General features: G+C 73.7%; 30 protein-coding genes. 16 read left to right on the forward strand and 14 right to left on the reverse strand.

What is annotated here, in order from left to right; genetic code table 11:
• The first annotated feature begins 43 nt into the window (after positions 1–43).
• The 4 genes from A4R25_RS15385 (at position 44) to A4R25_RS15400 (ending at position 2,654) form a co-directional block, all read left to right on the forward strand.
• Positions 44–1,003, forward strand: coding sequence for a DUF2332 domain-containing protein (locus tag A4R25_RS15385; RefSeq protein WP_064447125.1), 960 nt, complete (start codon positions 44–46; stop codon positions 1,001–1,003).
• Between the two features lie 73 nt (positions 1,004–1,076).
• Positions 1,077–1,727, forward strand: coding sequence for a class I SAM-dependent methyltransferase (locus tag A4R25_RS15390; protein ID WP_064447126.1), 651 nt, complete (start codon positions 1,077–1,079; stop codon positions 1,725–1,727).
• Positions 1,728–1,785: 58 nt separating this feature from the next.
• The gene (locus A4R25_RS15395) at positions 1,786–2,019 is read left to right on the forward strand and encodes a DUF5522 domain-containing protein (protein WP_064447127.1); all 234 of its coding nucleotides are present in this window, start codon (positions 1,786–1,788) and stop codon (positions 2,017–2,019) included.
• 86 nt (positions 2,020–2,105) lie between these two features.
• Complete coding sequence (locus A4R25_RS15400) at positions 2,106–2,654, forward strand: hypothetical protein (RefSeq protein WP_064447128.1); 549 nt, start codon at positions 2,106–2,108, stop codon at positions 2,652–2,654.
• Between the two features lie 6 nt (positions 2,655–2,660).
• On the opposite strand, the gene A4R25_RS15405 is transcribed toward A4R25_RS15400, so the two are convergent.
• Positions 2,661–3,347 carry a metal-dependent transcriptional regulator gene (locus A4R25_RS15405; protein ID WP_082931031.1) on the reverse strand — a complete coding sequence of 229 codons (687 nt, stop codon included), beginning with the start codon at positions 3,345–3,347 and terminating at the stop codon, positions 2,661–2,663.
• Positions 3,348–3,445: 98 nt separating this feature from the next.
• On the opposite strand from A4R25_RS15405, the gene A4R25_RS15410 reads away from it, so the two are divergent.
• Genes A4R25_RS15410 through A4R25_RS15420 form a run of 3 tightly spaced genes read left to right on the forward strand, consistent with a single transcriptional unit; the run spans position 3,446 to position 8,112 of the window.
• Positions 3,446–4,303: a sulfurtransferase gene (locus A4R25_RS15410; protein ID WP_064447129.1), complete on the forward strand. Its 858-nt coding sequence runs from the start codon at positions 3,446–3,448 to the stop codon at positions 4,301–4,303.
• 47 nt (positions 4,304–4,350) lie between these two features.
• The gene (locus A4R25_RS15415) at positions 4,351–5,532 is read left to right on the forward strand and encodes an acetoin utilization protein AcuC (RefSeq protein ID WP_064447130.1); all 1,182 of its coding nucleotides are present in this window, start codon (positions 4,351–4,353) and stop codon (positions 5,530–5,532) included.
• A gap of 24 nt (positions 5,533–5,556) precedes the next feature.
• Positions 5,557–8,112, forward strand: a complete 2,556-nt coding sequence (locus A4R25_RS15420) for a bifunctional GNAT family N-acetyltransferase/acetate--CoA ligase family protein (protein ID WP_064447131.1) — start codon at positions 5,557–5,559, stop codon at positions 8,110–8,112.
• A gap of 130 nt (positions 8,113–8,242) precedes the next feature.
• Here A4R25_RS15420 and A4R25_RS15425 read toward each other — a convergent pair whose 3' ends face one another.
• The 4 genes from A4R25_RS15425 to sigB form a co-directional block, all read right to left on the reverse strand.
• Complete coding sequence (locus tag A4R25_RS15425; RefSeq protein ID WP_043325703.1) at positions 8,243–8,650, reverse strand: VOC family protein; 408 nt, start codon at positions 8,648–8,650, stop codon at positions 8,243–8,245.
• Complete coding sequence (locus A4R25_RS15430; RefSeq protein WP_064447132.1) at positions 8,647–9,138, reverse strand: SRPBCC family protein; 492 nt, start codon at positions 9,136–9,138, stop codon at positions 8,647–8,649. Before A4R25_RS15430 ends, A4R25_RS15425 begins: the two co-directional genes overlap by 4 nt.
• Positions 9,135–9,470, reverse strand: a complete 336-nt coding sequence (locus tag A4R25_RS15435; protein WP_043330536.1) for a helix-turn-helix transcriptional regulator — start codon at positions 9,468–9,470, stop codon at positions 9,135–9,137. Before A4R25_RS15435 ends, A4R25_RS15430 begins: the two co-directional genes overlap by 4 nt.
• Before the next feature lie 109 nt (positions 9,471–9,579).
• Positions 9,580–10,566 (reverse strand): RNA polymerase sigma factor SigB, encoded by a 987-nt coding sequence (gene sigB, locus A4R25_RS15440; RefSeq protein ID WP_043325701.1) that lies wholly within the window; start codon positions 10,564–10,566, stop codon positions 9,580–9,582.
• Between the two features lie 220 nt (positions 10,567–10,786).
• On the opposite strand from sigB, the gene A4R25_RS15445 reads away from it, so the two are divergent.
• Complete coding sequence (locus A4R25_RS15445; RefSeq protein WP_043330535.1) at positions 10,787–11,575, forward strand: sporulation protein; 789 nt, start codon at positions 10,787–10,789, stop codon at positions 11,573–11,575.
• Here A4R25_RS15445 and dtd read toward each other — a convergent pair.
• Positions 11,572–11,994, reverse strand: coding sequence for a D-aminoacyl-tRNA deacylase (dtd, locus tag A4R25_RS15450; RefSeq protein WP_064447133.1), 423 nt, complete (start codon positions 11,992–11,994; stop codon positions 11,572–11,574). The genes A4R25_RS15445 and dtd overlap by 4 nt on opposite strands.
• Entirely contained in the window at positions 11,994–13,478 is a 1,485-nt protein-coding gene (locus A4R25_RS15455) for a methyltransferase (protein ID WP_064447134.1), read from the reverse strand. Before A4R25_RS15455 ends, dtd begins: the two co-directional genes overlap by 1 nt.
• A gap of 180 nt (positions 13,479–13,658) precedes the next feature.
• Here A4R25_RS15455 and A4R25_RS15460 point away from each other — a divergent pair, with 180 nt between their 5' ends.
• From A4R25_RS15460 to A4R25_RS15470, 3 genes are all read left to right on the forward strand, one after another.
• Complete coding sequence (locus A4R25_RS15460) at positions 13,659–14,879, forward strand: S8 family peptidase (protein ID WP_043325696.1); 1,221 nt, start codon at positions 13,659–13,661, stop codon at positions 14,877–14,879.
• Between the two features lie 116 nt (positions 14,880–14,995).
• The gene (locus A4R25_RS15465; RefSeq protein WP_064447135.1) at positions 14,996–15,580 is read left to right on the forward strand and encodes an HhH-GPD-type base excision DNA repair protein; all 585 of its coding nucleotides are present in this window, start codon (positions 14,996–14,998) and stop codon (positions 15,578–15,580) included.
• Positions 15,581–15,652: 72 nt separating this feature from the next.
• Positions 15,653–16,885: a low temperature requirement protein A gene (locus A4R25_RS15470; RefSeq protein ID WP_064447136.1), complete on the forward strand. Its 1,233-nt coding sequence runs from the start codon at positions 15,653–15,655 to the stop codon at positions 16,883–16,885.
• A 4-nt stretch (positions 16,886–16,889) separates the two neighbouring features.
• On the opposite strand, the gene A4R25_RS15475 is transcribed toward A4R25_RS15470, so the two are convergent.
• Together A4R25_RS15475 and A4R25_RS15480 are read right to left on the reverse strand one after the other, a co-directional pair.
• Positions 16,890–17,201 carry a hypothetical protein gene (locus A4R25_RS15475; RefSeq protein ID WP_030502972.1) on the reverse strand — a complete coding sequence of 104 codons (312 nt, stop codon included), beginning with the start codon at positions 17,199–17,201 and terminating at the stop codon, positions 16,890–16,892.
• Positions 17,191–17,502: a hypothetical protein gene (locus A4R25_RS15480; RefSeq protein WP_043325691.1), complete on the reverse strand. Its 312-nt coding sequence runs from the start codon at positions 17,500–17,502 to the stop codon at positions 17,191–17,193. Before A4R25_RS15480 ends, A4R25_RS15475 begins: the two co-directional genes overlap by 11 nt.
• A 107-nt stretch (positions 17,503–17,609) precedes the next feature.
• On the opposite strand from A4R25_RS15480, the gene A4R25_RS15485 reads away from it, so the two are divergent.
• Positions 17,610–17,966, forward strand: coding sequence for a DUF3099 domain-containing protein (locus A4R25_RS15485; RefSeq protein WP_013284780.1), 357 nt, complete (start codon positions 17,610–17,612; stop codon positions 17,964–17,966).
• A 40-nt stretch (positions 17,967–18,006) separates the two neighbouring features.
• Here A4R25_RS15485 and A4R25_RS15490 read toward each other — a convergent pair whose 3' ends face one another.
• A complete protein-coding gene (locus A4R25_RS15490) occupies positions 18,007–18,903 on the reverse strand; it encodes a carbohydrate kinase family protein (protein WP_064447137.1) in 897 nt (298 codons plus the stop codon).
• Positions 18,900–19,826 carry a pseudouridine-5'-phosphate glycosidase gene (locus tag A4R25_RS15495; protein WP_043325690.1) on the reverse strand — a complete coding sequence of 309 codons (927 nt, stop codon included), beginning with the start codon at positions 19,824–19,826 and terminating at the stop codon, positions 18,900–18,902. The genes A4R25_RS15490 and A4R25_RS15495 overlap by 4 nt, the downstream gene beginning before the upstream one ends.
• A gap of 88 nt (positions 19,827–19,914) precedes the next feature.
• On the opposite strand from A4R25_RS15495, the gene A4R25_RS15500 reads away from it, so the two are divergent.
• The 3 genes from A4R25_RS15500 (at position 19,915) to A4R25_RS15510 (ending at position 22,737) form a co-directional block, all read left to right on the forward strand.
• Positions 19,915–20,133, forward strand: coding sequence for a DUF3039 domain-containing protein (locus tag A4R25_RS15500; RefSeq protein ID WP_030502976.1), 219 nt, complete (start codon positions 19,915–19,917; stop codon positions 20,131–20,133).
• Between the two features lie 40 nt (positions 20,134–20,173).
• Positions 20,174–20,824, forward strand: a complete 651-nt coding sequence (locus A4R25_RS15505; RefSeq protein ID WP_043325688.1) for a trimeric intracellular cation channel family protein — start codon at positions 20,174–20,176, stop codon at positions 20,822–20,824.
• Between the two features lie 191 nt (positions 20,825–21,015).
• Entirely contained in the window at positions 21,016–22,737 is a 1,722-nt protein-coding gene (locus A4R25_RS15510; protein ID WP_043325686.1) for a DEAD/DEAH box helicase, read from the forward strand.
• Between the two features lie 151 nt (positions 22,738–22,888).
• Here A4R25_RS15510 and A4R25_RS15515 read toward each other — a convergent pair whose 3' ends face one another.
• Both A4R25_RS15515 and A4R25_RS15520 read right to left on the reverse strand, forming a co-directional pair.
• Positions 22,889–23,122 (reverse strand): hypothetical protein, encoded by a 234-nt coding sequence (locus A4R25_RS15515; protein ID WP_013284786.1) that lies wholly within the window; start codon positions 23,120–23,122, stop codon positions 22,889–22,891.
• A gap of 244 nt (positions 23,123–23,366) precedes the next feature.
• On the reverse strand, positions 23,367–24,971 hold the full coding sequence (locus A4R25_RS15520; RefSeq protein ID WP_064447138.1) for an RNA polymerase sigma factor: 1,605 nt from the start codon (positions 24,969–24,971) through the stop codon (positions 23,367–23,369).
• Between the two features lie 287 nt (positions 24,972–25,258).
• Between A4R25_RS15520 and A4R25_RS15525 the strand changes: the two genes are divergently transcribed.
• Positions 25,259–26,080, forward strand: a complete 822-nt coding sequence (locus A4R25_RS15525; protein ID WP_064447139.1) for an inositol monophosphatase family protein — start codon at positions 25,259–25,261, stop codon at positions 26,078–26,080.
• 71 nt (positions 26,081–26,151) lie between these two features.
• On the opposite strand, the gene A4R25_RS15530 is transcribed toward A4R25_RS15525, so the two are convergent.
• The gene (locus tag A4R25_RS15530; protein WP_181373764.1) at positions 26,152–26,667 is read right to left on the reverse strand and encodes a LytR C-terminal domain-containing protein; all 516 of its coding nucleotides are present in this window, start codon (positions 26,665–26,667) and stop codon (positions 26,152–26,154) included.
• Between the last annotated feature and the right edge of the window lie 59 nt (positions 26,668–26,726).

Here is a 26,726-nt window from a genome sequence, read left to right on the forward strand (position 1 = left end):
ACTGTCACAGCCCATCGCGTACGCGAGCTGGAATGCTCGGGGGATGAGCACGACCGACATCTATCGGGTCTTCGCCGAGCGTGAGACGCGCGGCGTGTCCCCGGCGTACGAGCGGTTGTCGCGGGTGGTCGCCGGTGACCCGGAGTTGCTCGCCCTGCTCGACACGCTGCCGCCGGCCAAGCGTCAGCCGAACCTGCTGTTCGGGGTGGTGCGGCTGCGCGGCGGGCCGGTGGACGACCCGGCGGCGTTCCGCGCGTACGTGATGGGGCACTGGCCGGACGTGGCGGCGCAGATGCGGGTGCGGGCGACGCAGACGAACGAGGCGGGACGCTGCGCGGCTCTGCTGCCGGTGCTCGCCGCGTTGCCGCAGCCGCTGGCGTTGCTGGAGGTCGGCGCCTCCGCCGGGCTGTGCCTCTACCCGGACCGGTACGCCTACCGCTACGGCGATCGGCGGATCGGCGACGGCGAGCCGTTGCTCGACTGTGACCTGACCGGCACCGAGCCGCCGCAGCGGCTGCCCGAGGTGGTGTGGCGGGCCGGGCTGGACGTGAACCCGCTCGACGTCACCGACCCGGCCGACGTGGCCTGGCTGGAGGCGCTGATCTGGCCGGAGCACCGGCACCGCCGGGACCGGCTGCGCGCCGCGGCGGCGGTCGCGGCGGCCGATCCGCCACTGCTGGTACGCGGTGACCTGGTGGACGACCTGCCGGCGCTGGCCGAGCAGGCCCCGGCCGGGGCGACGCTCGTGGTGTTCCACAGCTCGGTGCTCTACCAGGTGCCGAAGGCGCGCCGGGACGCGTTCACCGCGCTGGTCCGGACCCTGCCCGGCCACTGGATAGCCAACGAGGACCCGTCGGTGCTGCCCCACGCCGACCTGCCGGAGCCGCCCACCGACGGCTTCCACAACGTCCTGGCCCTCGACGGCCGTCCCGTGGCCTGGACGACAGGCCACGGCCAGGCCCTCACCTGGCTCCCCACCCCCACCCCAACCCCGAGCGCGTGATCATGAAGTTGGCGGTGCGACACGCCGACGCGGCGACCGTCAACTTCATGATCGAGGGGTGGGGCAGGTGGGTGTGAGCGAACCCGGGTGGCTGGTGGAGACGCGGGCCGCGTACGACACGGTCGCCGAGGACTACGCGCGGCTGCTGCCCGACGTGGTGGAACCACCGCTGGACCGGGCGCTGCTGGCCGCGTACGCCGAGACGGTCGGGCCGGGCCGGCCGGTGCTGGAAGTGGGCTGCGGCACCGGTCGCGTCACCGCCCACCTGCACCGGCTCGGCCTGGACATCGGCGGCGTCGACCTGTCGCCCGGCATGGTGGCGGTGGCCCGCCGCGCGTACCCGGAGCTGCGTTTCGAGGTGGGCTCGCTGACCGAGCTGACCGTGCCCGACGCCTCGCTGGCCGGGCTGGTCTCCTGGTACTCGATCATCCACCTGCCACCGGAGCTGCTGCCCGGGGTGTTCGCCGGTTTCCACCGGGCGCTCGCCCCGGGCGGTCACCTGCTCCTCGCGGTCAAGGCCGGTGACCGGTGCGTACGGCTGGAGCGGGCGTACGGCCACGACGTCGCGTACGACGTGCACTGGCTGCCGCCGGAACGACTGGCCGCGCAACTCGCGACGGCCGGGTTCACGGTCTCGGCGACGCTGGTCCGCGCGCCGGTCGCCACGGAGCGGCAGTCCCAGGCGTTCCTGCTGGCCGAGCGGACCATCCGTGGGGGATGTTAAAAGGGGGCCCCTCCTATGCAGAAAACGTTAAGCAGGGGCCCTTCCTTACACTTCAGCGGTGCGTGACGAGCTGGCGGACCGGCCGCTTACCGAACCGCACCCGTCGCGGCTGTTGCCGGATCACCCGGGGCGGGACCGGATCCTGGCCGCGCACGCCGCCGCCCTGGCCGCCGGGGAGGCCGGCTACCTGGACCCGGAGACCGGACTGTTCGTGCTCAGCGCGGGCTTCCTGGCCCGGCGAGGGACGTGCTGCGGGCGAGGATGTCGGCACTGTCCGTACGTAACCGATTAGGGGCTTCCGTCCCCGCGCGGGCACGCCGTACGGTGTCCGACGGAACTCCGGCGGGTCGGACCCGCCGCCGACCGCGGAGGTCTCCCGTGCGTGCCCGAATCTGGCTGGCCGTGCCGGCCGTCCTGCTCGCCGCCGGCTGCGCCGAGGAAGCCCCGACGGTCGACGTGCCGACGGAGCCGCGCCCACCGGTCGCGGTCGCGGCCGCCTCCTCGGGCGGCGCCTGCCGGCTGCTCGACTTCGCGGTGATCGCCGAGCACACCGGTGGCGAGTTCGACGTGGCCGCCGCCACCGAGCGGGGCGACACGCACACCTGCGTGGTGCGCGCGGCCGGGGCGGTGCTGCCGGAGCTGACGCTGTCGGTCACCGAGACGTCGATCGACGCGGCCACGTTCACCCTCGACGTGCAGCCCAGCGGCGCCACGAAGATCACCAAGCTGGGTAAGGCCGGCTACCGGCGCACGCTGCCCAAGACCGCTAAGGCGGGCCCGGTCGCCGAGGTCGGCTGGCTGGCCACCGAGGGCCGGCTCGCCACCCTGCGCTGGACCGCCCCCACCGGCACCGCCAAGGCGGAGGCGGACAAGACGGCCGGCAAGCTGGTCACGCTGGCCAAGGTGATCGACACCCGCCAGCTCTGACCCGGGTCAGCGGGCCGCGACGAACACCCGGGACGCCACCTCGCGGGGCAGGCGGACCCGGTCGCCGGAGCGGTCGATGGAGACGCCGTCGCGTTCCTGCGCCACGGTCACCGTCGCGCCCGGGTCGACACCGGCGGCGTGCAACTGCCGGAGCACGTCCGAGTCGGTCTGCACGCTCTCGCAGATGCGGCGCACCACGACCTGGCCGGACAGGCCCGGGAAGGCCAGGTTGCGCTCGCTCTCGCCGGCCTCGACCGGCGGCTGGCCCGGGTCGCCCAGCTCCTCCAGGCCCGGGATCGGGTTGCCGTACGGCGAGCGGGTGGGGCGGTTGAGCAGGTCGAAGACCCGCTTCTCCACCGCGTCGCTCATCACGTGCTCCCACCGGCAGGCCTCTTCGTGGGCCTCCTCGTAGGGCATCCCGATCACGTTCACCAGCAGCAGCTCGGCCAGCCGGTGCTTGCGCATCACCGACACGGCGGTGTTGCGACCCGCCGGGGTGAGGCTCAGGTGCCGGTCGCCCTCGACCGTGAGCAGGCCGTCCCGCTCCATCCGCGCGACGGTCTGGCTGACGGTCGGGCCGCTCTGCTTGAGCCGCTCGGCGATGCGGGCACGCAGCGGCGGCACACCCTCCTCCTCGAGTTCGAGGATGGTGCGCAGGTACATCTCGGTCGTGTCAACAAGGTCGTGCTTCACGTCAGCGGCCTCCCGGGCACCGATGGTACCCGTTACCACCGACCATCGACGGCAGGCGAAGCCGGAGGTGGCGGCCCGGATGGTGTTGACTGGACCGCATGTCCGCCACCGCAGACCTGCTGGTCGAGCCCGACCGGCTCGCCGCCGAACTCGATCATGCCGACCCGCCGACCCTGCTCGACGTCCGCTGGCGGCTCACCGGACCGCCCGGCCGCGCGGACTACGCCGCCGGCCACCTGCCCGGCGCGGTCTTCGTCGACCTGGACACCGAGCTGTGCGGGCGGCCCGGCGCCGCCGGCCGGCACCCGCTGCCGGACCCGGCGGCGTTGCAGGCCGCGCTGCGGGCGGCGGGCGTCCGCGCCGGTCACCCCGTTGTCGTGTACGACGGCGGCGACGGGATGTCCGCCGCCCGGGCCTGGTGGACGCTGCGTTGGGCGGGCCACCGGCAGGTGCGGGTGCTGCACGGCGGCTACCCGGCCTGGACGGCAGCCGGCCTGCCGGTCGACACCGGCGTACCCGCCCCGGCGCCGGGCGACGTGACGGTGGCGCCGGGCGCGCTGCCGGTGCTGGACGCCGCGCGGGCCGCCCGGCTCGCCGCCGCCGAGCCCGGGGTGCTGCTCGACGTACGGGCCGCGCCGCGCTACCGGGGCGAACACGAGCCGGTCGATCCGGTCGCCGGGCACGTGCCGGGCGCGGTCAACCTGCCCGCCCCGGAGTACGTCACGCAGGGGCGGTTCCCGGACGCGGACGCGCTGCGGGAGCGGTTCGCCGCCGCCGGGGTGGACGCGGGCGCGGCGGTCGGCGCGTACTGCGGCTCCGGGGTGACCGCCGCGCAGGCGGTGCTCGCGTTGCACCTGGCCGGCCGTCCGGACGCCGCGCTGTACGTCGGTTCGTGGAGCGAGTGGGTGGCCGACCCGGACCGTCCGGTCGCCACCGGTGGCACGTCCGGCCGGTGAGCGTACGTCAGGTGGGCGCACCCGGGCCCACGTGCGACGATGGCCGCATGGCCGACGACACGGTGGTGGTGTGGGACGAGGCTCTCCTCACCTACGACATGGGCGACCATCCGCTGGACCCGGTCCGGGTCGAGCTGACCATGGCGCTCGCCCGCGAGCTGGGCGTGCTGGACCGGCCCGGCGTGCGGCTGGTCAAGCCCGAGCCGGCCGACGACGCGCTGCTCACCCGCGTCCACGATCCGGCCTATCTGGACGCGGTCCGGGCCGCGCCGCGCGACCCGCTGTTCGCCGGGTTCGGCCTGGGCACGTCGGACAATCCGGTCTTCGACGGCATGCACGAGGCGAGCGCGCTGATCGCCGGTGCCACAGTGGCCGCCGCCGAGGCGGTCTGGCGCGGCGACGCCCGCCGCGCCGTGAACGTGGCCGGCGGGCTGCACCACGCCATGCCCGCCCGCGCCGCCGGCTTCTGTGTCTACAACGACCCGGCCGTGGCCATCGCCCGGCTGCTCGACCTCGGTGCGCAGCGGATCGCGTACGTGGACGTGGACGTGCACCACGGCGACGGCGTGCAGGAGATCTTCTACCGCGATCCGCGGGTGCTCACCATCAGCCTGCACGAGACGCCGCTCGCGCTGTTCCCCGGCACCGGGTTCCCGGACGAGACCGGCGGGCCGGGCGCGGAGGGCACCGCCGTCAACGTGCCGCTGCCGCCCGGGGTCGGCGACGCCGGCTGGCAGCGCGCGTTCCACGCGGTCGTGCCGTCGGTGCTGCGCGCGTACCGGCCGCAGGTGCTTGTCACCCAGTGCGGCGCCGACGGGCACCGCAAGGATCCGCTGGCCGACCTGCACCTGTCGGTGGACGGGCAGCGGGCCACCTACCGCTCGCTGCGCGCGCTCGCCGACGAGCTGTGCGACGGCCGCTGGATCGCCACGGGCGGCGGCGGGTACGCGCTGGTCGAGGTGGTGCCGAGGGCCTGGACGCACCTGCTCGCGATCGCCACCGGCGAGCCGGTCGACCCGGCCACGCTGACCCCGCCGGGTTGGCGGGACCTGGCCGCGCGGCGGCGACCCGGGCACGAGGTGCCGCTGCGGATGACCGACGACGTCGACCCGTCGTACCAGCCGTGGCAGCCCAGCGGCGAGCCGAACGCGGTGGACCGGGCCGTCGCGGCCACCCGCAAGGCCGTCTTCCCGCTGCTCGGGCTCGACCCGCACGACCCGCGCGACTGAGCCGGCGGCAGGGAGGACCGACCGGTGACCACCGTCGAACAACCGGTGGACGTGCTGCTCAGCGACGGTACGACCGTCCAGCTGCGACAGATCCGTCCCGAGGACGCGCCCGAGATCGTGGCCATGCACGGCCGCTTTTCCGAGCGCACCCGCTACCTGCGCTACTTCTCGCCGTACCCGCGTATCCCGGAACGCGACCTGAAGCGCTTCGTCAACGTCGACCACCGCGACCGGGAGGCGTTCGTGGTGCTGGCCGGCGAGCGGATCGTCGCCGTCGGCCGGTACGAGCGCCTCGGCCCCGCCTCGCCGGAGGCCGAGGTGGCGTTCGTGGTCGAGGACGCCTACCAGGGCCGGGGCATCGGCTCGGTGCTGCTGGAGCACCTGGCCGACGCGGCCGGACGCAACGGCATCGTGCACTTCGTCGCCGAGGTGCTCCCGGCCAACGGGGCGATGCTGCGGGTCTTCGCCGACTTCGGCTACCAGGTCCAGCGCCAGTACGCCGACGGCGTGGTGCACCTGACCTTCCCGATCGCGCCGACCGAGGCGACGCTCGAGGTGCAGCGCGGCCGGGAGCACCGTACCGAGGCCCGCTCGATCGCCCGGCTGCTCGCGCCACGCGGCATCGCCGTCTACGGCGCCAGCACCACCGGTCAGGGCGTCGGCGCGGCGCTGCTCGGGCACCTGCGCGACGGCGGGTTCACCGGCGCGATCGTGCCGGTGCACCCGAGCGCGGCGACGGTGGCGGGGCTGCCCGCGTACCCGTCGGCGGCCGACGCCGGCCAGGACGTCGACCTGGCCGTGGTGGCGGTCCCGCCGGACGCGGTGACCGACGTGGTCCGCGACGCGGCCCGGGCGGGCGCGCACGGCCTGGTGGTGATCTCGGCCGGGTTCGCCGAGTCCGGCCCGGCCGGCGCGGCGGCGCAGCGCGCGCTGGTCCGCGCCGCGCACCTGGCCGGCATGCGGGTGGTCGGCCCGAACTGCCTCGGCGTCGCCAACACCGACCCGGCGGTACGCCTCAACGCCACGCTCGCCCCGGTGCTGCCCGCGGCGGGCCGGGTCGGCGTGTTCAGCCAGTCCGGCGCGTTCGGGGTGGCGCTGCTGGCCGAGGCGTCCCGGCGCGGGCTCGGCCTGTCCAGCTTCGTGTCGGCCGGCAACCGGGCCGACGTGTCCGGCAACGACCTGCTGCAGTACTGGCAGGACGACCCGGCCACCGACGTCATCACGCTCTACCTGGAGACGTTCGGCAACCCGCGCAAGTTCGCCCGGCTGGCCCGGCGCATCGGCCGCAGCAAGCCGGTGGTGGCGCTCGCCTCGCTGGCCCGGCCGCCGGGCGTGGGGGAGGCGCCCGCGCTGGACGCGGCGGCGGTGAGCGCGCTGTTCGCCCAGTCCGGGGTGATCCGGGTGGACACCGTGTCCGAACTGCTCGACGTGGGTGTGCTGCTGGCCCACCAGCCGCTGCCGGCCGGGCGGCGGGTCGCCGTGGTGGGCAACTCGTCGGCGCTGACCGGGCTGGCCGCCACCGCCTGCGCCGCTCAGGGACTGACGGTCGCCGACGGGTACCCGCGGGACGTCGGGCCGAGCGCCGGGGCCGCCGCGTACGCCGCCGCGCTCGGTGACGCGGTCGCCGACGAGCGGGTCGACGCCGTGGTGGCGGTGTTCGCGCCGCCGCTGCCGGGGCAGCTCGCCGACCCGGTGGCCGACTTCGCCTCGGCGCTGCCCGACGCGCGGGTCACCGGCAAGCCGGTGGTGGCGACGTTCCTCGCCGGGCTGGTGCCGGCCGGGGTGCCGGCGTACCCGAGCGTCGAGGAGGCGGTACGCGCGCTGGGCCGGGTCACCGCGTACGCGGACTGGCTGCGCCGGCCCGCCGGGGTGCTGCCGGAACTTCCCGACGTGGACCGCACGGCGGGGCACGCCGCGCTGCGCCCCGACGGGGCCGACGCGGCGGCGTTGCTGCGCGCGTACGGCATCGACGTGGTGGACTCGGTGCCGGCCCGCTCGGCCGAGGAAGCGGCGGCGGTGGGGGAGCGGCTCGGCTGGCCGGTGGCGCTCAAGGCCGCCGCCCCCGGGCTGCGGCACCGCCTCGACCTCGGCGCGGTACGCCTCGACCTGGCCGACGCCGCCGCGCTGCGCCGCGCGTACGCCGAGATGGCACCGGCGTTCGGCGCGGAGGTCCTGGTCCAGCCGATGGTCGCGCCCGGCGTGGCGTGCGTGGTGGAGCTGGTGGAGGATCCGGCGTTCGGGCCGGTGGTCGGGTTCGGGCTCGGTGGCGTGGCGACCGAACTGCTCGGCGACCGGGCCTGGCGGGCGGTGCCGCTGACCGACCGGGACGCCGCCGAACTGGTCGACGAGCCCCGGGCCGCGCCGCTGCTGCGCGGGCACCGGGGCGCCGCGCCGGTGGACCGGGCGGCGCTGGTCGACCTGCTGGTGCGGGTCGGGCGGCTCGCCGACGAGCAGCCCCGGGTGCGGTCGCTCACGCTGAATCCGGTGCTGGCCCGGCCGGACGGCATCTCGGTGCTGCACGCCACCGTGCGCACCGGCGCGGAGGTCGCGCGCCCCGACACCGGCCCCCGCCGCTTGTAAGGAAGGGCCCCTTATTAACGCCTCCGGTAGAGGAAGGGCCCCTTCTTAACAGCGCCCGCCCGCGCGACCCGCAGCGCCCGCCCGCGCGACGGCCGCGCGCCGCCGCGCCCGACCGCGGGCGCCGCAGCGCTCAGCCGCGGGCGGAGATCTGCTGCACCGACCACCCGTTGCCGTCGGGGTCACGGAAGAAGACGAAGCCGACGTTGTCCAGCGGGTGCGGCACCGGGTGCGGGTTCTGGCCCATCACCTGGATCTCGCTCACCTCGACGCCCCGCTCGACCAGTTCGGCGCGCGCCCGTTCCAGGTCGGCCACGACGAGTTGCAGGCCCTTGAGTGAGCCCGGCGGCATCTCCGGTACGACGCCCCGGCCGAGGACGATCGAGCAGCCGGAGCCTGGGGGAGTGAGTTGCACGATCCGCCCCATCCCGCCGAGATCGGTGTCGTGGTCGACGGCGAAGCCGAGCCGTTGCGCGTAGAACTCCTTGGCCCGGTCCAGGTCGGAGACCGGTACGACCACCACTTCCAGCGTCCAGTTCATGTTGTCGCTCCTGTCGTCGAGTCGGTGTGCAGCACGGCGGTGAGCCGGTCGAACGCCTCGCTCAGGCCGCGGATCATCGGGTAGCGCAGGACGGTGTCGCGGCCCTGCGGGGTGGCGTAGCGCAGGTGGGTGACGACTGTCGTCCGGTCCGCCGAGCCGGTGAAGTCGTGCCGCACCAGCGTCTCGCCCGGGTAGGACTGGTCGTCGAAGAGTTCGGTGCAGACCAGCCGCGCCGGCGGGTCGATCTCCCGGTACGTGCCGCCCTGGGCCATCAGGTCGCCGTCCGGCCCGCGGGAGACGAACCGCCAGCGTCCGCCCACCCGCAGGTCCACCTCGCACTCGACGAGATGCCAGCCGCGTGCGCCCCACCAGCGCATCAGCAGTTCGGGGCGGGTGAAGGCGGCGAACACCAGATGCCGGGGAGCGGCGAAGTCGCGGCTGAGCCGGATCTCCCGGTCGCCGTGCAGGGTCACGGTCAGGCCGGTCACCGCTGCTCCTCGGCGGTCAGTTCGGCGAGCACCTCGTCCAGGCGCGCGTAGCTCTCGGCCCAGTAGTCCCGGTAGTTCGCCAGCCACGCCACGGCCTCCCGCAGCGGCCGGGCGTCGAGCCGGCAGGGGCGGCGCTGCGCGTCCCGGCCCCGGGTGACCAGGCCGGCGCGTTCGAGCACCTTGAGGTGCTTGGAGACGGCCGGCTGGCTCATCGCGAACGGCTCGGCCAGCTCGGTGACTGTGGCCTCCCCGGCGGCCAGCCGGGCGAGGATGGCCCGCCGGGTGGGGTCGGCGAGCGCGGCGAAGGTGGCGTCGAGCAGATCCGGGGGCACGTTCATAACCTCCTGGTTGTGTAACCATTCGGTTCTATACGCTGGGAGCTCCCGGGTCAAGCGCGACAGGCCCCGGCGAACCGCCGGGGCCTGTCGGGGTAGGGGTGGCTCAGCAGGCGTACGCCTCCAGCCGGTTCGCCCGCTCCGGGTCGCGCAGCTTCAGCAGCGTCACCTTCTCGATCTGCCGGATCCGCTCCCGGGACAGCCCGAACTCGCGGCCCACCTCGTCCAGCGTGCGCTGCCGGCCGTCGTCCAGGCCGAAGCGCAGCCGGATCACCGCCTGCTCCCGCTGGGACAGCGTGGCCAGCACGATCCGGACCTCGTTGCGCAGCTCGCCGTTGGTGGCGGCGTCGCCCGGCTCGGTACGCGGGTCGACGGCGGCGACGAAGTCGCCGAGCGCGCTCTCGCCGTCCTCGCCGACGGCCTGGTCCAGGCTGACCGGCTCCCGGTCGTAGGAGATCAGCTCGATCACCTGGAACTCGGGGATCTCCAGCGCCACGGCCACCTCGCTCACGGTGGGCTCGCGACCCAGCGACACGGACAGCTCACGGCGCACCCGGACCATCCGGTTGACCTGCTCGACCATGTGCACGGGGATGCGGATGGTGCGGGCCTGGTCGGCCATGGCGCGGGTGATGGCCTGGCGGATCCACCAGGTGGCGTAGGTGGAGAACTTGTAGCCCTTGGTGTAGTCGAACTTCTCGACGGCGCGGATGAGGCCGAGGTTGCCTTCCTGGATGAGGTCGAGGAAGGCCATGCCGCGACCGGTGTAGCGCTTGGCGATGCTCACCACCAGCCGTAGGTTCGCCTCCAGCAGGTGGTCCTTGGCGGCGCGGCCCTCGGCCGCGATCAGCGCCAGGTCCGCGCGCAGCTCGGCGGAGACGGGGGTGCAGGTGGCCAGCTTCTCCTCGGCGAAGAGGCCGGCCTCGATCCGCTTGCTCAGCTCGACCTCCTGCGCCGCGGTGAGCAGCTTGGTGCGGCCGATGCCGTTCAGGTACGCCCGGACCAGGTCGGTGGAGACGCCGCGCTCGTCGGTGGCGTCGAGGTCCGTGAGGGTGACGTCCATGTCCTGGTGCTCGATCATCTGCTGGGTCATCTCTGTTCTCCCCGTGTCCGACGTGCCTACCGGTCCCGTGCCGCCCACGCGGTGGGGGCCGATGACAAACAGCTTGGCGGTCGGGGCGTGAGACGGGAGTGAGGCGATCGGGGACCCGACAGGAATCCACGTGGGAATCCGGCATTCCCTTGTCCGGCGCGGTTACCGTGCCACCGACCGGCCGTCGGGGCCGGCCCGGCACTGATGATCGGAGAACGTGGTGGTCTTCAAGCGGCTCATGCAGGCGATGGGTGTGGGCGGACCGTCGGTGGAGACGGTCCTGGCCAACCCGAACTGTCGCCCGGGCGGCGTTCTGGAGGGCCGGATCCAGGTGGTCGGCGGCGACCACCCGGTGGACGTGAGCTACGTCGCGCTCGGTCTGGTCACCCGGGTCGAGGTGGAGAGTTCCGATTCGGAGTACGACGTCAACCAGGAGTTCGGCCGCGCCCAGATGACCGGCGCGTTCCGGCTGGAGCCGGGGCAGCGCTACGACGTGCCGTTCCGCTACCAGGTGCCCTGGGAGACCCCGCTCACCGACCTGTACGGCCAGCACCTGCACGGCATGACGATGGGTCTGCGTACCGAGCTGGAGGTGGCCCGGGCGGTGGACAAGGGCGACATGGACGCCGTGTCGGTGCACCCGCTGCCCGCCCACGAGCGGCTGCTGGAGGCGCTGCTGCGGCTGGGCTTCCGCTTCGCGCGCGCCGACGTCGAGCGTGGGCACATCTACGGCGTACGCCAGCAGTTGCCCTTCTACCAGGAGATCGAGTTCTACCCGGCGCCGCAGTACGCGGGCGCGATGAACCAGCTCGAGGTCACCTTCGTCACCGATCCGCAGCAGGTGCACGTGGTGCTGGAGCTGGACAAGCGGGGCGGTCTGTTCACGGAGGGCCGCGACGCCTTCGGCCGGTTCACGGTGGACCACGCCACGGCGGAGCAGACCGACTGGGCCGCCCAGCTCGACGGCTGGCTGCGGCAGTCGCTGTCCCGCCGTGGGCTGTTCTTCTAGAGATCGAGCACGAGGGTCCGGGGACCGACGTTGACGCTCTCCACCAGCATGTGGGCGCGGAAGCGGCCGGTCTCCACCTTCGCGCCCCGGGCGCGCAGCTGTTCGACCACCGCGTCTACCAGGGGTTCGGCCACCTCGGCGGGAGCGGCGGCGGTCCAGCTCGGCCGCCGGCCCTTGCGCGCGTCGCCGTAGAGCGTGAACTGGCTGACCAGCAGCAGCGGCGCGCCGACGTCGGCGGCGCTGCGTTCGTCGTCGAGGATGCGCAGCTCGTGCAGCTTGCGGGCCATCGTGGCGGCCACCTGCGGGGTGTCGGTGTGGGTGACGCCGAGCAGCACCAGCAGCCCGTCGGTGATCTCACCGGTCACCTCGTCGTCGACTGTCACCCGGGCCCGGCCGACCGTCTGCACCACCGCCCGCATCAGTCGGTCACCGGCTCGATGATGCCGCGCTCGACCAGGTGCGCCACGATCGGCCCGGCCGCCTCGGCCAGCTCGTCCGGCGCCACGTCGTGCGCGGCGGCCAGCAGCGAGAGCTGGTCGCGCAGCGGCAGCCGGCCGTCCGCGCCGCCGACCAGGGCGAGCACCAGCGGGTCGATCTCCTCCGACCAGCGCAGCCCGCGCGGCATGGCCAGGACCTGCCGGTCCACCGCCCAGCCGTCGTCGCCCATGGTGGCCTCCTGCCGGAGCTGGAGCCCTTCGGCGGCGCGGTAGCGGACGGCGAGCAGGCCCTCGGTGTCCCGGGCGCGCAGCCAGTCCTGCCTGGTGAACCACTCGCCGATCCGGTCGCCCAGCGGCGGCTCGACCCGCTGGCGCAGGTCCTCCACCCGGACGACCGGCCGGGCGTGGCCGGAGCGGCGCAGCGAGACGATGCCGAAACCGATCGCCTCCACCTTGTGCGCGTCGAACCAGTCCAGCCAGGCCGCCATCCGCTGCGGGTCGGCGCTCTCGCCGACGTCGGTCAGCCAGAGGTTCACGTACGCCATCGGGTCGGCCACCTCGCGCTGGATGACCCAGGCGTCCAGGCCGGTGCCGGCGAACCAGCCGGTGACCCGCTCGGCCCAGTCCTCACCGGTGACGTGCACCCAGTTCGCCAGGTACTGCATGGTGCCGCCCTCGGTGAGCAGGTCCGGCGCGGCGGCGGCCAGTTCCGCGCCGATCGCGTCGCCGACCCGCCCGGAGTCCCGGTAGACGTGCGTGGTGGTGCCCGGCCCGACCACGAACGGCGGGTTGCTGACCACCAGGTCGAAGCGGCGTCCGGCCACCGGGGCGACCATGTCCCCGCGCAGCAGTTCCCAGTCCTGTCCGTTGAGCGCGGCGGTGGTGGCGGCGAACCGCAGCGCCCGCTCGGAGACGTCGGTGGCGGTGACCCGGCGGGCGTGGGTGCCCAGGTGCAGCGCCTGTACGCCGGAGCCGGTGCCGAGGTCGAGCGCGGTGTCCACGACCGGGCGTACGGCCGCCGAGATCAGCGTCTGGGTCGCGCCGCCGATGCCCAGCACGTGCTCGGCGTGCAGCGGACGGCCGGGCCGGGCGCTGGCGGGCACGTCGGCGAGCACCCACCAGTCGTCGCCGTACGGCTCCAGGTCGACAGCGGCGCGCAGGCCGTCGCCGTGCCGCTCGACGATGCCCCCGGCCAGCGCCTCGTCCAGCGCCAGCGGGGCCAGCGCGTCGGCGACCGCCGCCTCCGGCTCGGTCTGGTCGCAGATGAAGACGCGGATCAGCGTGGCCAGCCGGTCCCGGTCCTCGGTGGCGCGCAGCGCGGCCCGGTAGTCGTTGCGGGCCACGCCGCCGGTGCCCTGCGGGCCCAGGCGGTCGGCGATCCCGTTGGCGGTGAAGCGGGCGAGTGTCAGCGCGGTGCGCAGCGCGTCGACCCCGGCGGGGGAGAGCAGCATGTCGTGACGGTCCACGTGCTCATCCTGCCTCGGGCGCCGTCCGGCGTGGCGCGCACCCGCCGATCCATAACGTGGACCGTATCTATCGGCAACTATCTCTTTCATGTTTGTCGATCTCTGGTTAGCATTCCTGCCAACATCCGTCGATGGGGTGATCCGGCCACAAACCGGGCTGCCCCGGTAGGGAGCCAGACGATGCCCGACGTGTCCCTTCCCCGGCGCCGCGCGCTGCGTGCGCTCGCCGTCACGGCCGCCGCCGCGGCCTTCGCCGCCGCCGCCTCCACGCCCGCTCTCGCCGCGCCCACCGGGGAGATCCGGTACGCCGGTGCCGCCGACGCCGTCAGCGGCAGCTACGTGGTCGTGCTCAAGGGCGACGCGGTCGGCACCGCGAACACCCTCGCCGCCCGTACCGCCGTCCCGGACCGGGCCGCCGGCCTGGCCAAGCGCTACGGCGGCAACGTCGGCACGGTGTGGAGCTCCGCTCTCACCGGCTACAGCGCGAAGATGACCGCCGCCCAGGCGCGCCGGCTCGCCGCCGACCCGGCGGTCGCGTACGTCGAGCAGGACCGCGTCATGACCACCCAGGGCACCCAGACCGGGGCCACCTGGGGCCTGGACCGGATCGACCAGCGCAACCTGCCGCTGAACAGCACCTTCACCTACCCGAACACCGCCAGCAACGTGCGCGCCTACATCATCGACACGGGCATCCGCACCACGCACAGCGACTTCGGCGGCCGGGCCACCTGGGGCACCAACACGGTCGACACCAACAACACCGACTGCAACGGCCACGGCACCCACGTCGCCGGCACCGTCGGCGGCACCAAGTACGGCGTGGCCAAGGGCGTGCGCCTAGTGGCCGTCAAGGTGCTCAACTGCTCCGGCAGCGGCACCACCGCCGGCGTGATCAGCGGCGTCAACTGGGTCACCTCGAACGCGGTGAAGCCGGCCGTGGCCAACATGAGCCTCGGCGGCGGCGCCAGCACCACGCTGGACAACGCGGTGGCCAACTCGATCAACTCCGGCATCACGTACGCGCTCGCGGCCGGCAACTCCAGCGCCAACGCCTGCAACTCGTCGCCGGCCCGGGTCGCCGCGGCGATCACGGTGGGCGCCACCACCAGCACCGACGCCCGTGCCTCCTACTCCAACTACGGCTCCTGCGTGGACATCTTCGCCCCGGGTTCGTCGATCACCTCGGCGTGGCGGACCAGCGACACCGCCACCAACTCGATCAGCGGCACCTCGATGGCGTCCCCGCACGTGGCCGGCGCGGCGGCGCTCGTGCTGTCCGCCAACACCTCCTACACCCCGGCTCAGGTGGCCAGCTACCTGACCAGCAACGCCACCACCGGCAAGGTGACCAGCCCGGGCTCGGGCTCGCCGAACCGGCTGCTCTTCGTCGTCAACTGACGACACGGGTGACCTGACCACACCGTGGGCCGCGGCCCGGTGGACCTCCAGGGGTCCGCCGGGCCGCGTCACGTCGTCGGGGAGTCGGCGCCCCGACCGCCGGGCGGGACGGCACTATGGTCCCTATGACGCTCTCCCTGCCCATCGACCCGCAGGCCAACGAACTGCTGGCGCGCAGCCCGCTGGCCCTGCTCCTCGGCATGGTGCTGGACCAGCAGGTGCCGATGGAGAAAGCGTTCTCCTCCCCGTACGTGCTGGCGCAGCGGCTCGGCCACGAGCCGGACGCCGCGGAACTGGCCGGGTACGACCCGGAGGCGCTGGTGGAGCTCTTCGCCCGGCCGCCGGCGCTGCACCGCTTCCCGAAGGCGATGGCGGCCCGCGTGCAGGAGGTGTGCCGGATGCTCGTCGAGCGCTACGACGGCGACCCGGCCCGGCTCTGGTCGGATGTGGCCGACGGGCGGGAACTGCTGCGCCGGGTCGGCGAGCTGCCCGGGTTCGGCCGGCAGAAGGCGCAGATCTTCGTCGCGCTGCTCGGGAAGCGGTTCGGAGTCACTCCGGACGGCTGGCGCGAGGCGGCCGGTGACTACGGCGACGCGGACGCCCACCGGTCGGTGGCGGACGTGACCGATCCGGAGTCGCTGCGCCGGGTACGCGAGTTCAAGCAGCGGATGAAGGCGGAGGCGAAGGCCGCGAAGGGCTGATCCGCCGCCCGCCGCCGCAACCGGCCCGCCGCCCCTGTCGTTTGTTGCCAGGACGGGGGACGGGGGCGGACGATGACCGAGCAGCGGGGCGGGGCGCTGCTGCGTACCGCGTCCAGCCCCGGCCGGGCCACCTTCCTGGAGCTCTTCTTCGACCTGGTCTTCGTGTTCGCGCTGACCCGGGTCTCGCAGCGCCTGATCGACGGGCTCGACGGCTCGGCCGGTGCGGTGGCCGCCGACGTGGGCAAGACCCTGCTGCTGTTCCTGGTGCTCTGGCAGGTCTGGACCCTCACCACCTGGGTGACCAGCCGGTACGAGCCGGAGCGCACGGTCATCCAGGTCGTGGTGGTCGGCACCATGTTCGGCAGCCTGGTGCTGGGGGTGACGCTGCCCCGGGCGCTGGAGGAACGGGCGCTGCCGTTCGCGCTCGCGTACGTCGCGGTGATGGTCGGCCGGCCGCTGTTGATCGCGGTGGCGCTGCGGGGGCATCCGCGCCGCATGGTCCCGCTGCGGCTGGCCGCCTGGGCGGGATTCAGCGCCCCGCTCTGGCTCGCCGGCGCGCTGATGCCCGGTCCGCGCCTGGCGCTGTGGGTCGTCGCGCTGGCGGTGGACCATCTCGGCACGCTCCTGGGCTGGCCGCTGCCCCGGCTCGGGGCCTCGCGGGTCCGGCAGTGGCTCGTCGCCGGGGAGCACCTCGCCGAGCGCTACCAGCAGATCTTCCTCATCGCGCTCGGCGAGTCGATCCTGGTGATCGGCGTGACCTACAGCGGGAAGGAGTTCTCCGGCGACGCCGCGGTGGCGTTCGCGATCTCGTTCGTGATCACGGCGTTGCTCTGGCGGATCTACTTCTACCGGGCCGGTCACCTGCTCGCGCAGGCGCTGCGGACGGCCGGCACGCCGGGACGGCTGGCCGAGTCGGCGGCGCAGACCCACCTGTTCATGGTGCTCGGGGTGATCGGCGCGGCGGTCGGCTACGAGTTGGTCATCGCCCACCCGTACGACACGGCCCGGCCCGACTGGCTGGTCTTCGTGGTGGGCGGTCCGGCGCTGTTCCTGGCCGCCCGCTCCCGGTTCGAGTACGAGATCTTCGGCCGGGTGTCCCGCCCCCGGCTGGCCGGGCTGCTGGCCCTGGTGCTGCTCCTGCCCGCGCTGGTGGCCGTGCCGGCGATGTTCGCGCTCGGCGCGGTGGCCGTCCTGCTGGCGCTCGTCGCGTTCGCCGACGCCCGCCGGGCCTGGCACCGGCCGCCGGAGTCCTCCGCCTCGCCGATCGGGCGGGAGGCGCTCGGCGAGGGTGGCCCCGAGGCGTGAGTCGTCAGGCGGCGGTCGGGCGGGACAGCGAGGCCAGCGCGCGGCGTACGTCGGCCAGCGAGACGGTGGCCGAGTCGTCCAGGTCGGCCAGGCCGGCCTCGATCCACTGCCGCATCAGCGTGGTCACGCCGATGCCGCGCGCGTCGGCGGCGGCGCGGACGCGCTCGTACGTCTCCAGCGGCAGCCGGACCGACCGGCTGACCATCGGCACGTCGGTGTCGGGGGTGGGCAGTTGGGCCGGTGACGTGTCGTCGATCAGGTCGGCGAACGTGTCGCCCCCGGCGTGGAACCGCTTGGTCGCCTCGTCACGGTGCATCGTGACCGCCTCCTCGTCGGCGTGAGTTCCGCACCGCCTCGTCGTAGCGCTTGGCCTCGACGTCGCTCAGTTCGCGGGCGGAGAGGATGTCCCAGTCGTTGTCGGTGCCGTCGGCCTCGGCCAGCAGCACGGCGAGTCGCCGGCCGCGGTGCTCGGTGGCGTAGACCACCATCACGTCGTCACCGAGGTGCCGGATGACCCGGTGCCTGCTGTGCAGGGCCTCCCAGACTTCCCCGGGTGTGACGTCGTAGACCCGCAGGTTCGCCAGCGCCTCGTCGGTGAAGCTGAACCGGTTGGCCACGGATCGAAGCGTACCACCCACGTAACACGCGACCGCTCGTCACGAATTTCGCCGATCATCCGTCCGGAGTGACAGGATGGGCCGTATCCCCTCGTAGGAGGTCCGTGGTGAAGCGTCAGGCGTACCAGCCGATCCTGATCACCGACGCCCCGCGCAGCCAGGACGACCAGCTCAACAGCCGGCAGAAGCGTTACGTGCTGATGATGGCCATCCGGGTCGCGTGTCTGGTGGCGGGCGCGATCCTGGTCGGCGCGAAGGCACCGCTGCTCTGGCTCTGGCTGCCGCTGTGCGCGCTCGGCATGGTGCTCGTGCCCTGGCTCGCCGTGCTGCTCGCCAACGACCGTCCGCCCAAGGAGGAGCACCGGCTGGCGAACCGGTTCCAGAACCGGCGCCGCGAGGAGCCCGCACCCACCGCCCTCACCGCCGAGGAGAACCCGCACAAGATCATCGACGCCGAGCCCTGACCGGCCCGGGCGGAGCACCCGCCCGGACCGGCCACCGCCGTCAGGGCGCCGGGCGGGCGCCCACCGTCGTCACGGCGAGCGCGCCCAGGTCACCGGCGCGGGCCAGCGCGGCGCGCGGGTCGGCGCCGGCCAGCCACGCGGTGAGCAGCCCGGCGGCGAACGCGTCCCCGGCTCCGGTCACGTCCACCACGTCCACCCCGGGTGCCGGCGCGAACTCCACCACACCGCCGCGCTCCACCCACACCGCGCCCGCCGCGCCGCGCTTGACCACCACCCGGTGCGCCACCGCGGTCAGCGCCCGCGCCTGCGCCGCCGGGTCCAGCCCGCCGGCCAGCACCGTCGCCTCGTCCGTGTTGACCAGCAGCAGGTCGACGTCGCGTACCCAGGTCAGGAACGCCCCGCCGACGCGCCGCAGCGGCGCCGCGGACGCCGCGTCGACGCTGACGGTCAGCCCGCGCTCGCGGGCCGTGGCCAGCGCGCGCAGGCCGGCGCCGCGCGACCCGACGTCCAACAGGGTGTACGCGGACAGGTGCAGATGCCCGGCGTCGGGCGCGGCGGCCAGCGCCGCGTCCACGTGCGCGGCGGTCAGCCGCAGGTTCGCGCCCCGCTGACTGATCATCGTGCGCTCCCCGTCGTGGGCGAGCACGATGACGGTGCCGGTCGGGTAGCCCTCGTGCCGCTCCACCGCGCAGTCCACACCGATCCGGGTCAGCTCGGCCACCCGTTCCCGGCCGGTCTCGTCGTCGCCGACGGCGGCGACCAGCGTCACCGCCGCGCCCTGCCCGGCGAGCCAGGCCGCGGTGTTCGCCGCCTGCCCGCCGCCGCTGAACCGGATCCCGGCCGCGGTGTCCGAGCCGGTCGCGAGCGGCCCGGACAGCACCGCGAGCACGTCGGTGATCACGTCGCCGACGACGACGATGCGCGGCGTGGCGCTCATGGGGCGCGACGGGTCGCCGCGGCGACCGCGATCCGGGCCGCGAGGTCGGCGTTGCGCAGGATGATCCGGACGTTCACCGCCAGGCTGGCGCCCTCGGTCGCCGAGTGGAAGTGCGACAGCAGGAACGGGGTGACCGCCTTGCCGGTGATCCCCTCGCGGGCCAGCGCGGCCAGCCCTTCGGCGAGCGTCCGGTCGTGCAGCGCCGGGTCGAGCTGCTCGTCGGCGGGCAGCGGGTTGGCCACCACCAGGCCGCCGTGGTGCACGCCGTGCGCCGCGCGGGCGGCCAGCACGTCCGCCACCTGCTCCGGCGACTCGACCGACCAGTCCAGGTCGAAGCCGGCGTCGGTGAGGTAGAAGCCGGGGAAGCGGCGGGTGCGGTAGCCGACCACGCCCACCCCGAGCGTCTCCAGCCGCTCCAGCGTGGCGCCCACGTCGAGGATCGACTTCACCCCGGCGCAGACCACCGCGATCGGGGTCCGGGCCAGCGTGACCAGGTCCGCCGACTCGTCGAACGTCTGCGCCGCCTCCCGGTGCACGCCGCCGAGCCCGCCGGTGGCGAACACGCCGATCCCGGCCGCCGCCGCGACCGCGCTGGTGGCCGCGACGGTGGTGGCGCCGTCCGCGCCGGTGGCCGCCGCCGGGGCCAGGTCGCGGACCGAGAGCTTGCTCACGCCGTCGACGGTGGCGAGGCGGGTGAGCTGGGCGTCGTCCAGCCCCACCCGCAACTCGCCGGCGACCATGCCGATGGTGGCCGGCACCGCGCCCGCGTCCCGTACCGCCTGCTCGATCTCGCGCGCCACGCGCAGGTTGTCCGGCCGGGGCAGCCCGTGCGAGACGATCGTGCTCTCCAACGCCACGACCGGGCGGCCGTCGCGCAGGGCGTCGGCCACCTCACTACCGAGACTGATGTGAAAGTTGGTCACGTCGGCTACCGTACGGCCCGCTCCCGCCCGGGGCCCAGGTGGACCAGGACGGACCGACCTGGAAAACTGGAACGCCGGAGGTGGAGTCGTGAGCACAGAGGTTCTCGAGCGTCCCGAGCTGAAGGACGCGGACACTGGTCCGGAGATGTTCCACTACGTCCGTAAGGAGAAGATCGCTGAGAGTGCCGTCATGGGCACCTTCGTGGTCGCGCTCTGCGGCGAGACGTTCCCGGTCACCAAGGCGGCCAAGCCCGGCTCGCCGGTGTGCCCGAAGTGCAAGGAGATCTACGACTCGTACGCCGAGTGACAGCGGGCGGCTCCGCCGCCCCTCGACGTAACCTGCGGCGGTGACCACCTCCACCGCCCTGCTTGTCGCCGACCTCACCGGCGTGGCGGTCTTCGCCGCCTCCGGCGCCTCCGCGGCGGTGGCGAAACGGCTCGACCTGTTCGGCGTCGTCTTCGTCGGCGTGGTCGCCGCGCTCGGCGGAGGAATCTTCCGTGACCTGGCGATCGACGAGGTGCCCCCGCTGGCGTTCGCCGACTGGCGGTACGCCGCCACCGCGTCCGTCACCGCCGCCGCCGTGTTCTGGCTTCACCCGCAGCTCGCCCGGCTGCGCACCACGGTGCTGGTGCTCGACGCCGCCGGCCTCGGCCTGTTCACCGTCATCGGCACGCTCAAGGCCCTCGACGCCGCCGTGCCCCCGGTCGGCGCCTGCATGATCGGCATGCTCACCGCGATCGGTGGCGGGCTGGGCCGCGACCTGCTCACCGGCGAGATCCCGGTGGTGCTGCGCCGGGAGATCTACGCCCTCGCCGCGCTCGCCGGCGCGGTCACCGTGGCGCTGCTGTCGGCGTCCGGACAGGCGACCGCCGTGCCGCTCACCGCCGCCGCCCTGCTCGTGTTCGGGCTGCGCCTGATCGCGCTGCGCCGGCGCTGGTCCGCGCCGGTGGCGACGCTGCGGCCGCCGCGCACCGGCACCCGGGGACCACTGCCCTGACCCGCTTCCCACCGGGGTGGGCGGATGTGACAGGCGTGGCGTCGAGTGGGGCGTACGGCCCGCGCTGGTTATGCTGAGTCCGCCTTCGCGGCACCGGATGCGCGAGGGCGTTTTCATGGGCGGCGGCTCCCGTGGCCCCGGTCGGGCCCGCCGCCGTCCGCGGCGGAGAGGAGCTACGCGTGCCACCGCGGATGCCGGCGCTCGACACGTTCCCGCCCCTGCGCGCCTGGCAACGCAAGGCGCTCGTGGAATACCTGCGCCGCCGGACCGAGGACTTCACCGCGGTCGCCACGCCCGGCGCCGGTAAGACCACGTTCGCGCTGCGCATCGCCGCCGAGCTGCTCGCCGACGGCACCGTCGAGGCGGTCACCGTGGTCGCGCCGACCGAGCACCTGAAGACCCAGTGGGCGCAGGCCGCCGCCCGGGTCGGCATCCAGCTCGACGCCGCGTTCCGCAACGCCGACCTGCACTCCGCCGCCGACTTCCACGGCGCGGTGGTCACGTACGCGCAGGTGGGCATGGCGCCGCAGGTGCACCGGCGGCGCACCATGACCCGACGCACGCTGGTCATCCTCGACGAGATCCACCACGCCGGCGACTCGCGTACCTGGGGCGACGGCGTCAAGGCGGCCTTCGAGCCCGCGGTACGCCGGCTGATGCTCACCGGCACGCCGTTCCGCTCCGACGACAATCCGATCCCGTTCGTCAGCTACGAGCGCGGCGGCGACGGGCTGCTGCGCTCCCGCGCCGACTCGGTCTACGGCTACTCCGACGCGCTGCGCGAGGGCGTGGTCCGGCCGGTGCTGTTCCTGGCGTACTCGGGGGAGACCCGGTGGCGCACCAACGCCGGTGAGGAGCTGGCGGCCCGCCTCGGCGAGCCGATGACGCAGGACCTGATCGCCCAGGCGTGGCGTACCGCGCTGGACCCGGCCGGCGACTGGATGCCGCAGGTGCTGCGCGCCGCCGACGCCCGGCTCAGCGTGCTGCGCGACAACGGCATGCCCGACGCGGGCGGCCTGGTCATCGCCAGCGACCAGCAGGTGGCCCGCGCGTACGCGAAGCTGCTGGAGCAGGTGACCGGTGAGAAGGCCGCCGTGGTGCTCTCCGACGACCAGGGCGCGTCCGCGCGGATCGCGACGTTCGCCGCCTCGCAGCAACGGTGGCTGGTCGCGGTGCGGATGGTGTCCGAGGGCGTCGACATCCCCCGGCTCGCGGTCGGCGTGTACGCGACGAGTGCCAGCACCCCGCTGTACTTCGCGCAGGCGATCGGCCGGTTCGTCCGGGCCCGCCGTCCCGGCGAGACCGCGTCGGTGTTCCTGCCCAGCGTGCCGCACCTGCTGGGACTGGCGAGCGAGATGGAGGCCGAGCGGGACCACGTGCTCGGCAAGCCGAAGGACCGCGAGGGCTTCGACGACGACCTGCTGGAGCGCGCCCAGCGCGACGACGGCGCCAGCGGCGAGCTGGAGAAGCGCTTCGCCGCGCTCTCCGCGACCGCCGAGCTGGACCAGGTCATCTTCGACGGCGCGTCCTTCGGCACCGCCGCCCAGGCCGGTACGCCGGAGGAGGAGGAATATCTCGGCCTGCCCGGTCTGCTCACCGCCGACCAGGTCTCGCTGCTGCTGACCAAGCGGCAGGCCGAGCAGCTCGCCGCGCAGAAGCGCCGGGCCGCCCAGCGGACCGCTGAGCCGGCCGCTGCGGCCCCGGCGGCGGCGCCCCCACCGATGAGTGCCGCCCAGCGCCGGGTGGCGCTACGGCGGCAGCTGAACGCTCTGGTGGCCGCCCGGCACCACCACACCGGCCAGCCGCACGGCAAGATCCACGCCGAGCTGCGCCGGATCTGCGGCGGCCCACCCAGCGCGCAGGCGACGATCGAGCAGCTCGAAGAGCGCATCGCCACCGTGCAGACCCTGTAAGGAAGGGCCCCCTGTTAACGCCTCCGGTAGAGCAGGGGCCCCTTCTTAACACCGGGCGGCGCAGGCGGCACCGGCACGAAAAACCGGCCGGAGGCGACCCGTGTGGGTGCCTCCGGCCGGTTATGTCGTGATGTGGATTTCCTGTCGGACCTCAGTTCGCCATGAGATCGGCGCCACGCCAGCTGAACTCCGGGTCCGACGCGTAGCGCACGGTGATCTTCACGAGATCCTCCGCGTACTTGTTCGCGTGGTGCCCACAGAACACCAGCTCACTCCCACCCGCCAGAGTGATCCGGAGCTTGCCGGCAGCATTGCAGCGGTCGCACCGTTCATCGGCGGCCGGGGGGCTCACCGTCTCGGGCGGCGGCGTGAGGGTCGGGGTCATCGCCTTCCTCCTCTGGTCGTCACCGATGAACACTCTCTTCGGTTGCTCACCTATCGTGCAACACCCATCTCGGGCCCTGCCTTCCCTGTGTGCCCGCGGGGGACCGAGGTCACACATGGCGTGGGGGACAGTGTGCCGTGCACCAAGGGTGCCACGTCAACGATCACAAACAGGCAACCGATCGATCACTGATGAGTGTTCTACGGCTGGTGATCAAACCGGCACGAATTGTTGACGTACGCGGTCAGTCCAGGTAGTCGCGGAGCACCTGGGAACGCGAGGGGTGCCGCAACTTGGACATGGTCTTCGATTCGATCTGCCGGATGCGTTCCCGGGTCACGCCGTACACCTGACCGATCTCGTCCAGGGTGCGCGGCTGACCGTCGGTGAGGCCGAAGCGCAGGCGCACCACGCCCGCCTCACGCTCGGACAGCGTCTGGAGGACCTGCTGGAGCTGGTCCTGCAGCAGCGAGAACGACACCGCGTCGACGGCGACGACCGCCTCGGAGTCCTCGATGAAGTCGCCGAGCTGGCTGTCACCCTCGTCACCGATGGTCTGGTCGAGCGAGATGGGCTCCCGGGCGTACTGCTGGATCTCCAGCACCTTCTCCGGTGTGATGTCCATCTCCTTGGCCAGCTCCTCCGGGGTGGGCTCGCGGCCCAGGTCCTGGAGCAGCTCGCGCTGGATCCGGCCGAGCTTGTTGATCACCTCGACCATGTGCACCGGGATGCGGATGGTGCGGGCCTGGTCGGCCATGGCGCGGGTGATGGCCTGGCGGATCCACCAGGTGGCGTAGGTGGAGAACTTGTAGCCCTTGGTGTAGTCGAACTTCTCGACGGCGCGGATGAGGCCGAGGTTGCCTTCCTGGATGAGGTCGAGGAAGGCCATGCCGCGACCGGTGTAGCGCTTGGCCAGCGAGACCACCAGGCGGAGGTTGGCCTCCAGCAGGTGGTTCTTGGCGCGCTCGCCGTCCCGGGAGATCCACATCAGGTCGCGCTGCAGGTCGCGGACCAGCTTCTCCTCGCCCTCGTCGGCGGCGCGCAGCCGCTCGGCGGCGTAGAGGCCGGCCTCGATCCGCTTGGCCAGCTCGACCTCCTGCTCGGCGTTGAGCAGCGGAACCTTGCCGATCTGCTTGAGGTACGCCCGCACGGAGTCGGCGGAGGCGGTCAGCTCGGCGTCCCGGCGCGCCTGCTTGAGCGCCTCGGACTCCTCGTCGTCCCACTCGAAGTCGTTGTCGGTGGCGGAGCTGGCCGCGTCGGCCTCGGCGGCCTGGGTCAGCTCGGCCGGCTCCTCGACCACCACGTCCTCGATCTCGGCGGCCAGCTCCTCCGGGTCGATCTCGCCGTCGGGGCCCTCCGCCTTGCCGCCGGCCTTCCCCGGCTTCGCCGCGGCGGTCTTGGCGGCCACCGTGGCCTTGGTGGCGCGGGTCGCCTTGGTGGCCTTCGCCGGGGCGGCGGCCTTGGCGACGTCGGCCGTGGTGGCCTTGCGCGCGGTCGCCTTCCGGGGGGCCGGGGCGGCGGGCGCCTCCTCGGCGGCCGGCGCCTGCTTCGGGGCGGGCGCGGCGGCCTTCTTCGTGGTCTTGGCGGTGGTCGCGCGGGAGGCCGGGGTGGCGGACCGGGCGGCGGCGACGCGGCGGCGGGTGCTCGCCGAGCCGTCCACCACCACCGTCACGCCCGCCTCGGAGAGCGCGCGGAGGATCTTCTTGGCCTGGGCCGGGGTCACCTCAGCGGACTCGACGGTGCGCGCGAGCTGGGCCGACGTGAGCTGACCGCCGGCGCTCTGCGCGTGGGCGATCAGGGTGTCGGTGAGCGAGCGAACGTCGGCGCCGGTCTGGCGGGGATCTGTCACGAAGACCTTCCGGAGGCGAAAAGAGCGAGCACGGCCGGGTCGTCCGGCGCAGCATGGGACGGCCGTGCCGGGCGAGTCGTTGAGGACCCCCGTGTCCCGGGCCGTCCGGTCGCTGGCGGTCCGTGGCGCGTGGGCAGGGTGAATTGTAACGCCGTCTGCCGCGATCATCCCGCGCCGCACGGCGGACCGGCGGTCCGGGACCGCCGAATCGGCGCAGATGTGGACTTTGTAAGGATGATACCCGCGCACGGGTGGGCCGGTCCCGATCGTGCGGGAAGGGGACAAACATGATCACCGCGACGCCTACGGCGCGGGAGTTGCTCACGATCGCGGTCGAGGTGGCCCGGGAGGCCGCCGCCACCGCGTACCGGATGCGGGTCGAGGGTGTCTCGGTGGCCGCGACGAAGAGCACGGTGACCGACGTGGTCACCGCCGCCGACCGGGCGGTGGAGCGGCAGGTGCTGGCCGCGCTGGGGCAGCGGCGGCCGGGCGACGCGGTGCTGGGCGAGGAGTACGGCGCGGGGGAGACCGGCCCCGCCGGCGCCGACGGGGTGCGCTGGATCCTCGACCCGATCGACGGCACCGTCAACTACCTGTACGGGCTGCCCTACTGCGCGGTCTCGCTGGCCGCTGAGGTGGCCGGCGAGGTGGTCGCCGGGGTGGTCCGCAACGTCGTCACCGGCGAGGAGTGGACCGCGACGCTCGGCGGCGGCGCCTGGCGCGACGGGCAGCGGCTGAGCGGCTCGACCGCGACCGATCTCGGCCAGGCGCTCGTGGCCACCGGCTTCGGCTACGACGCCGGCCGCCGGGCCCACCAGGCGCGGGTGGTGACGGAGCTGATCCCGCACATCCGGGACATCCGCCGGATGGGCGCCGCCGCGCTCGACCTCTGCCTGGCCGCCGAGGGGCGGGTGGATGCGTACTACGAGAAGGGCCTGGCCGACTGGGACCTGGCCGCCGGCGGGCTGGTCGCCCGGGAGGCCGGGCTGCTGGTGACCGGCCTGTCCGGCCGCCCGGCCGGACCGGACCTGGTGCTCGCCGCGCCGCCAGCGCTGCACGGGCCGCTGCACGCCCGGCTGGTCGACCTGGACGCCTCCGGCGGGCCGTGACCTGACCCGCACACGCGACAGGGCGGCCCTCCCGGAGGAGGACCGCCCTGCGTCGTCGGGCCGCCGGCCGCCTACTTCTCGACCGGCTTCGGGCAGGTCTCCGGCGGCGCCTGCGGGGCGCCCAGGTCGCCGAGCGACTGGTTGACCTCGGTGGTGGTGGCGAGCTGCTGGAACTGGTTGCCCAGGACCACGTCGACCACGTCGTCCTTGCGGTTCGCGTCGAACTTCTGGCTGGCCTCGTTCAGGAAGTACGCGCGCAGCAGGTGCGCCGACCCCACGGCGTTGGGCCCGAACCGCAACTCGGCCACGCCGTCGAACGCCTTCTTCTCGTTGCCGACCTTCTTGACCTGGAACTTGCGGTTGCGGAAGTCGTCCGCGACGCTGCCGGCCCGGCCGGCCTCGTCGGTGGCGTTGTAGACGTTGATCTTGACGTCCTTCTGCTCCCGCAGCCGCAGGTCGACCAGCGGCCAGCCGTCCGGGCAGGCGGCCGCCGTACCGGCTGTGCCCTGACTGTCCTTCAACACGGCGACGACCACGACGACCAGGGCGACGACCGCCAGCAGTCCGACGACAACGAGTGCCCGCACTCGCGCAAAACTCATCCTGGGCGCTCCCCGGACAGTGATTGGGTGGTGGCGGGCGACGC

Source organism: Micromonospora sp. NBRC 110037, assembly GCF_001652995.1.
In the GTDB taxonomy this organism is placed as follows: Bacteria; Actinomycetota; Actinomycetes; order Mycobacteriales; family Micromonosporaceae; genus Micromonospora; species Micromonospora chalcea.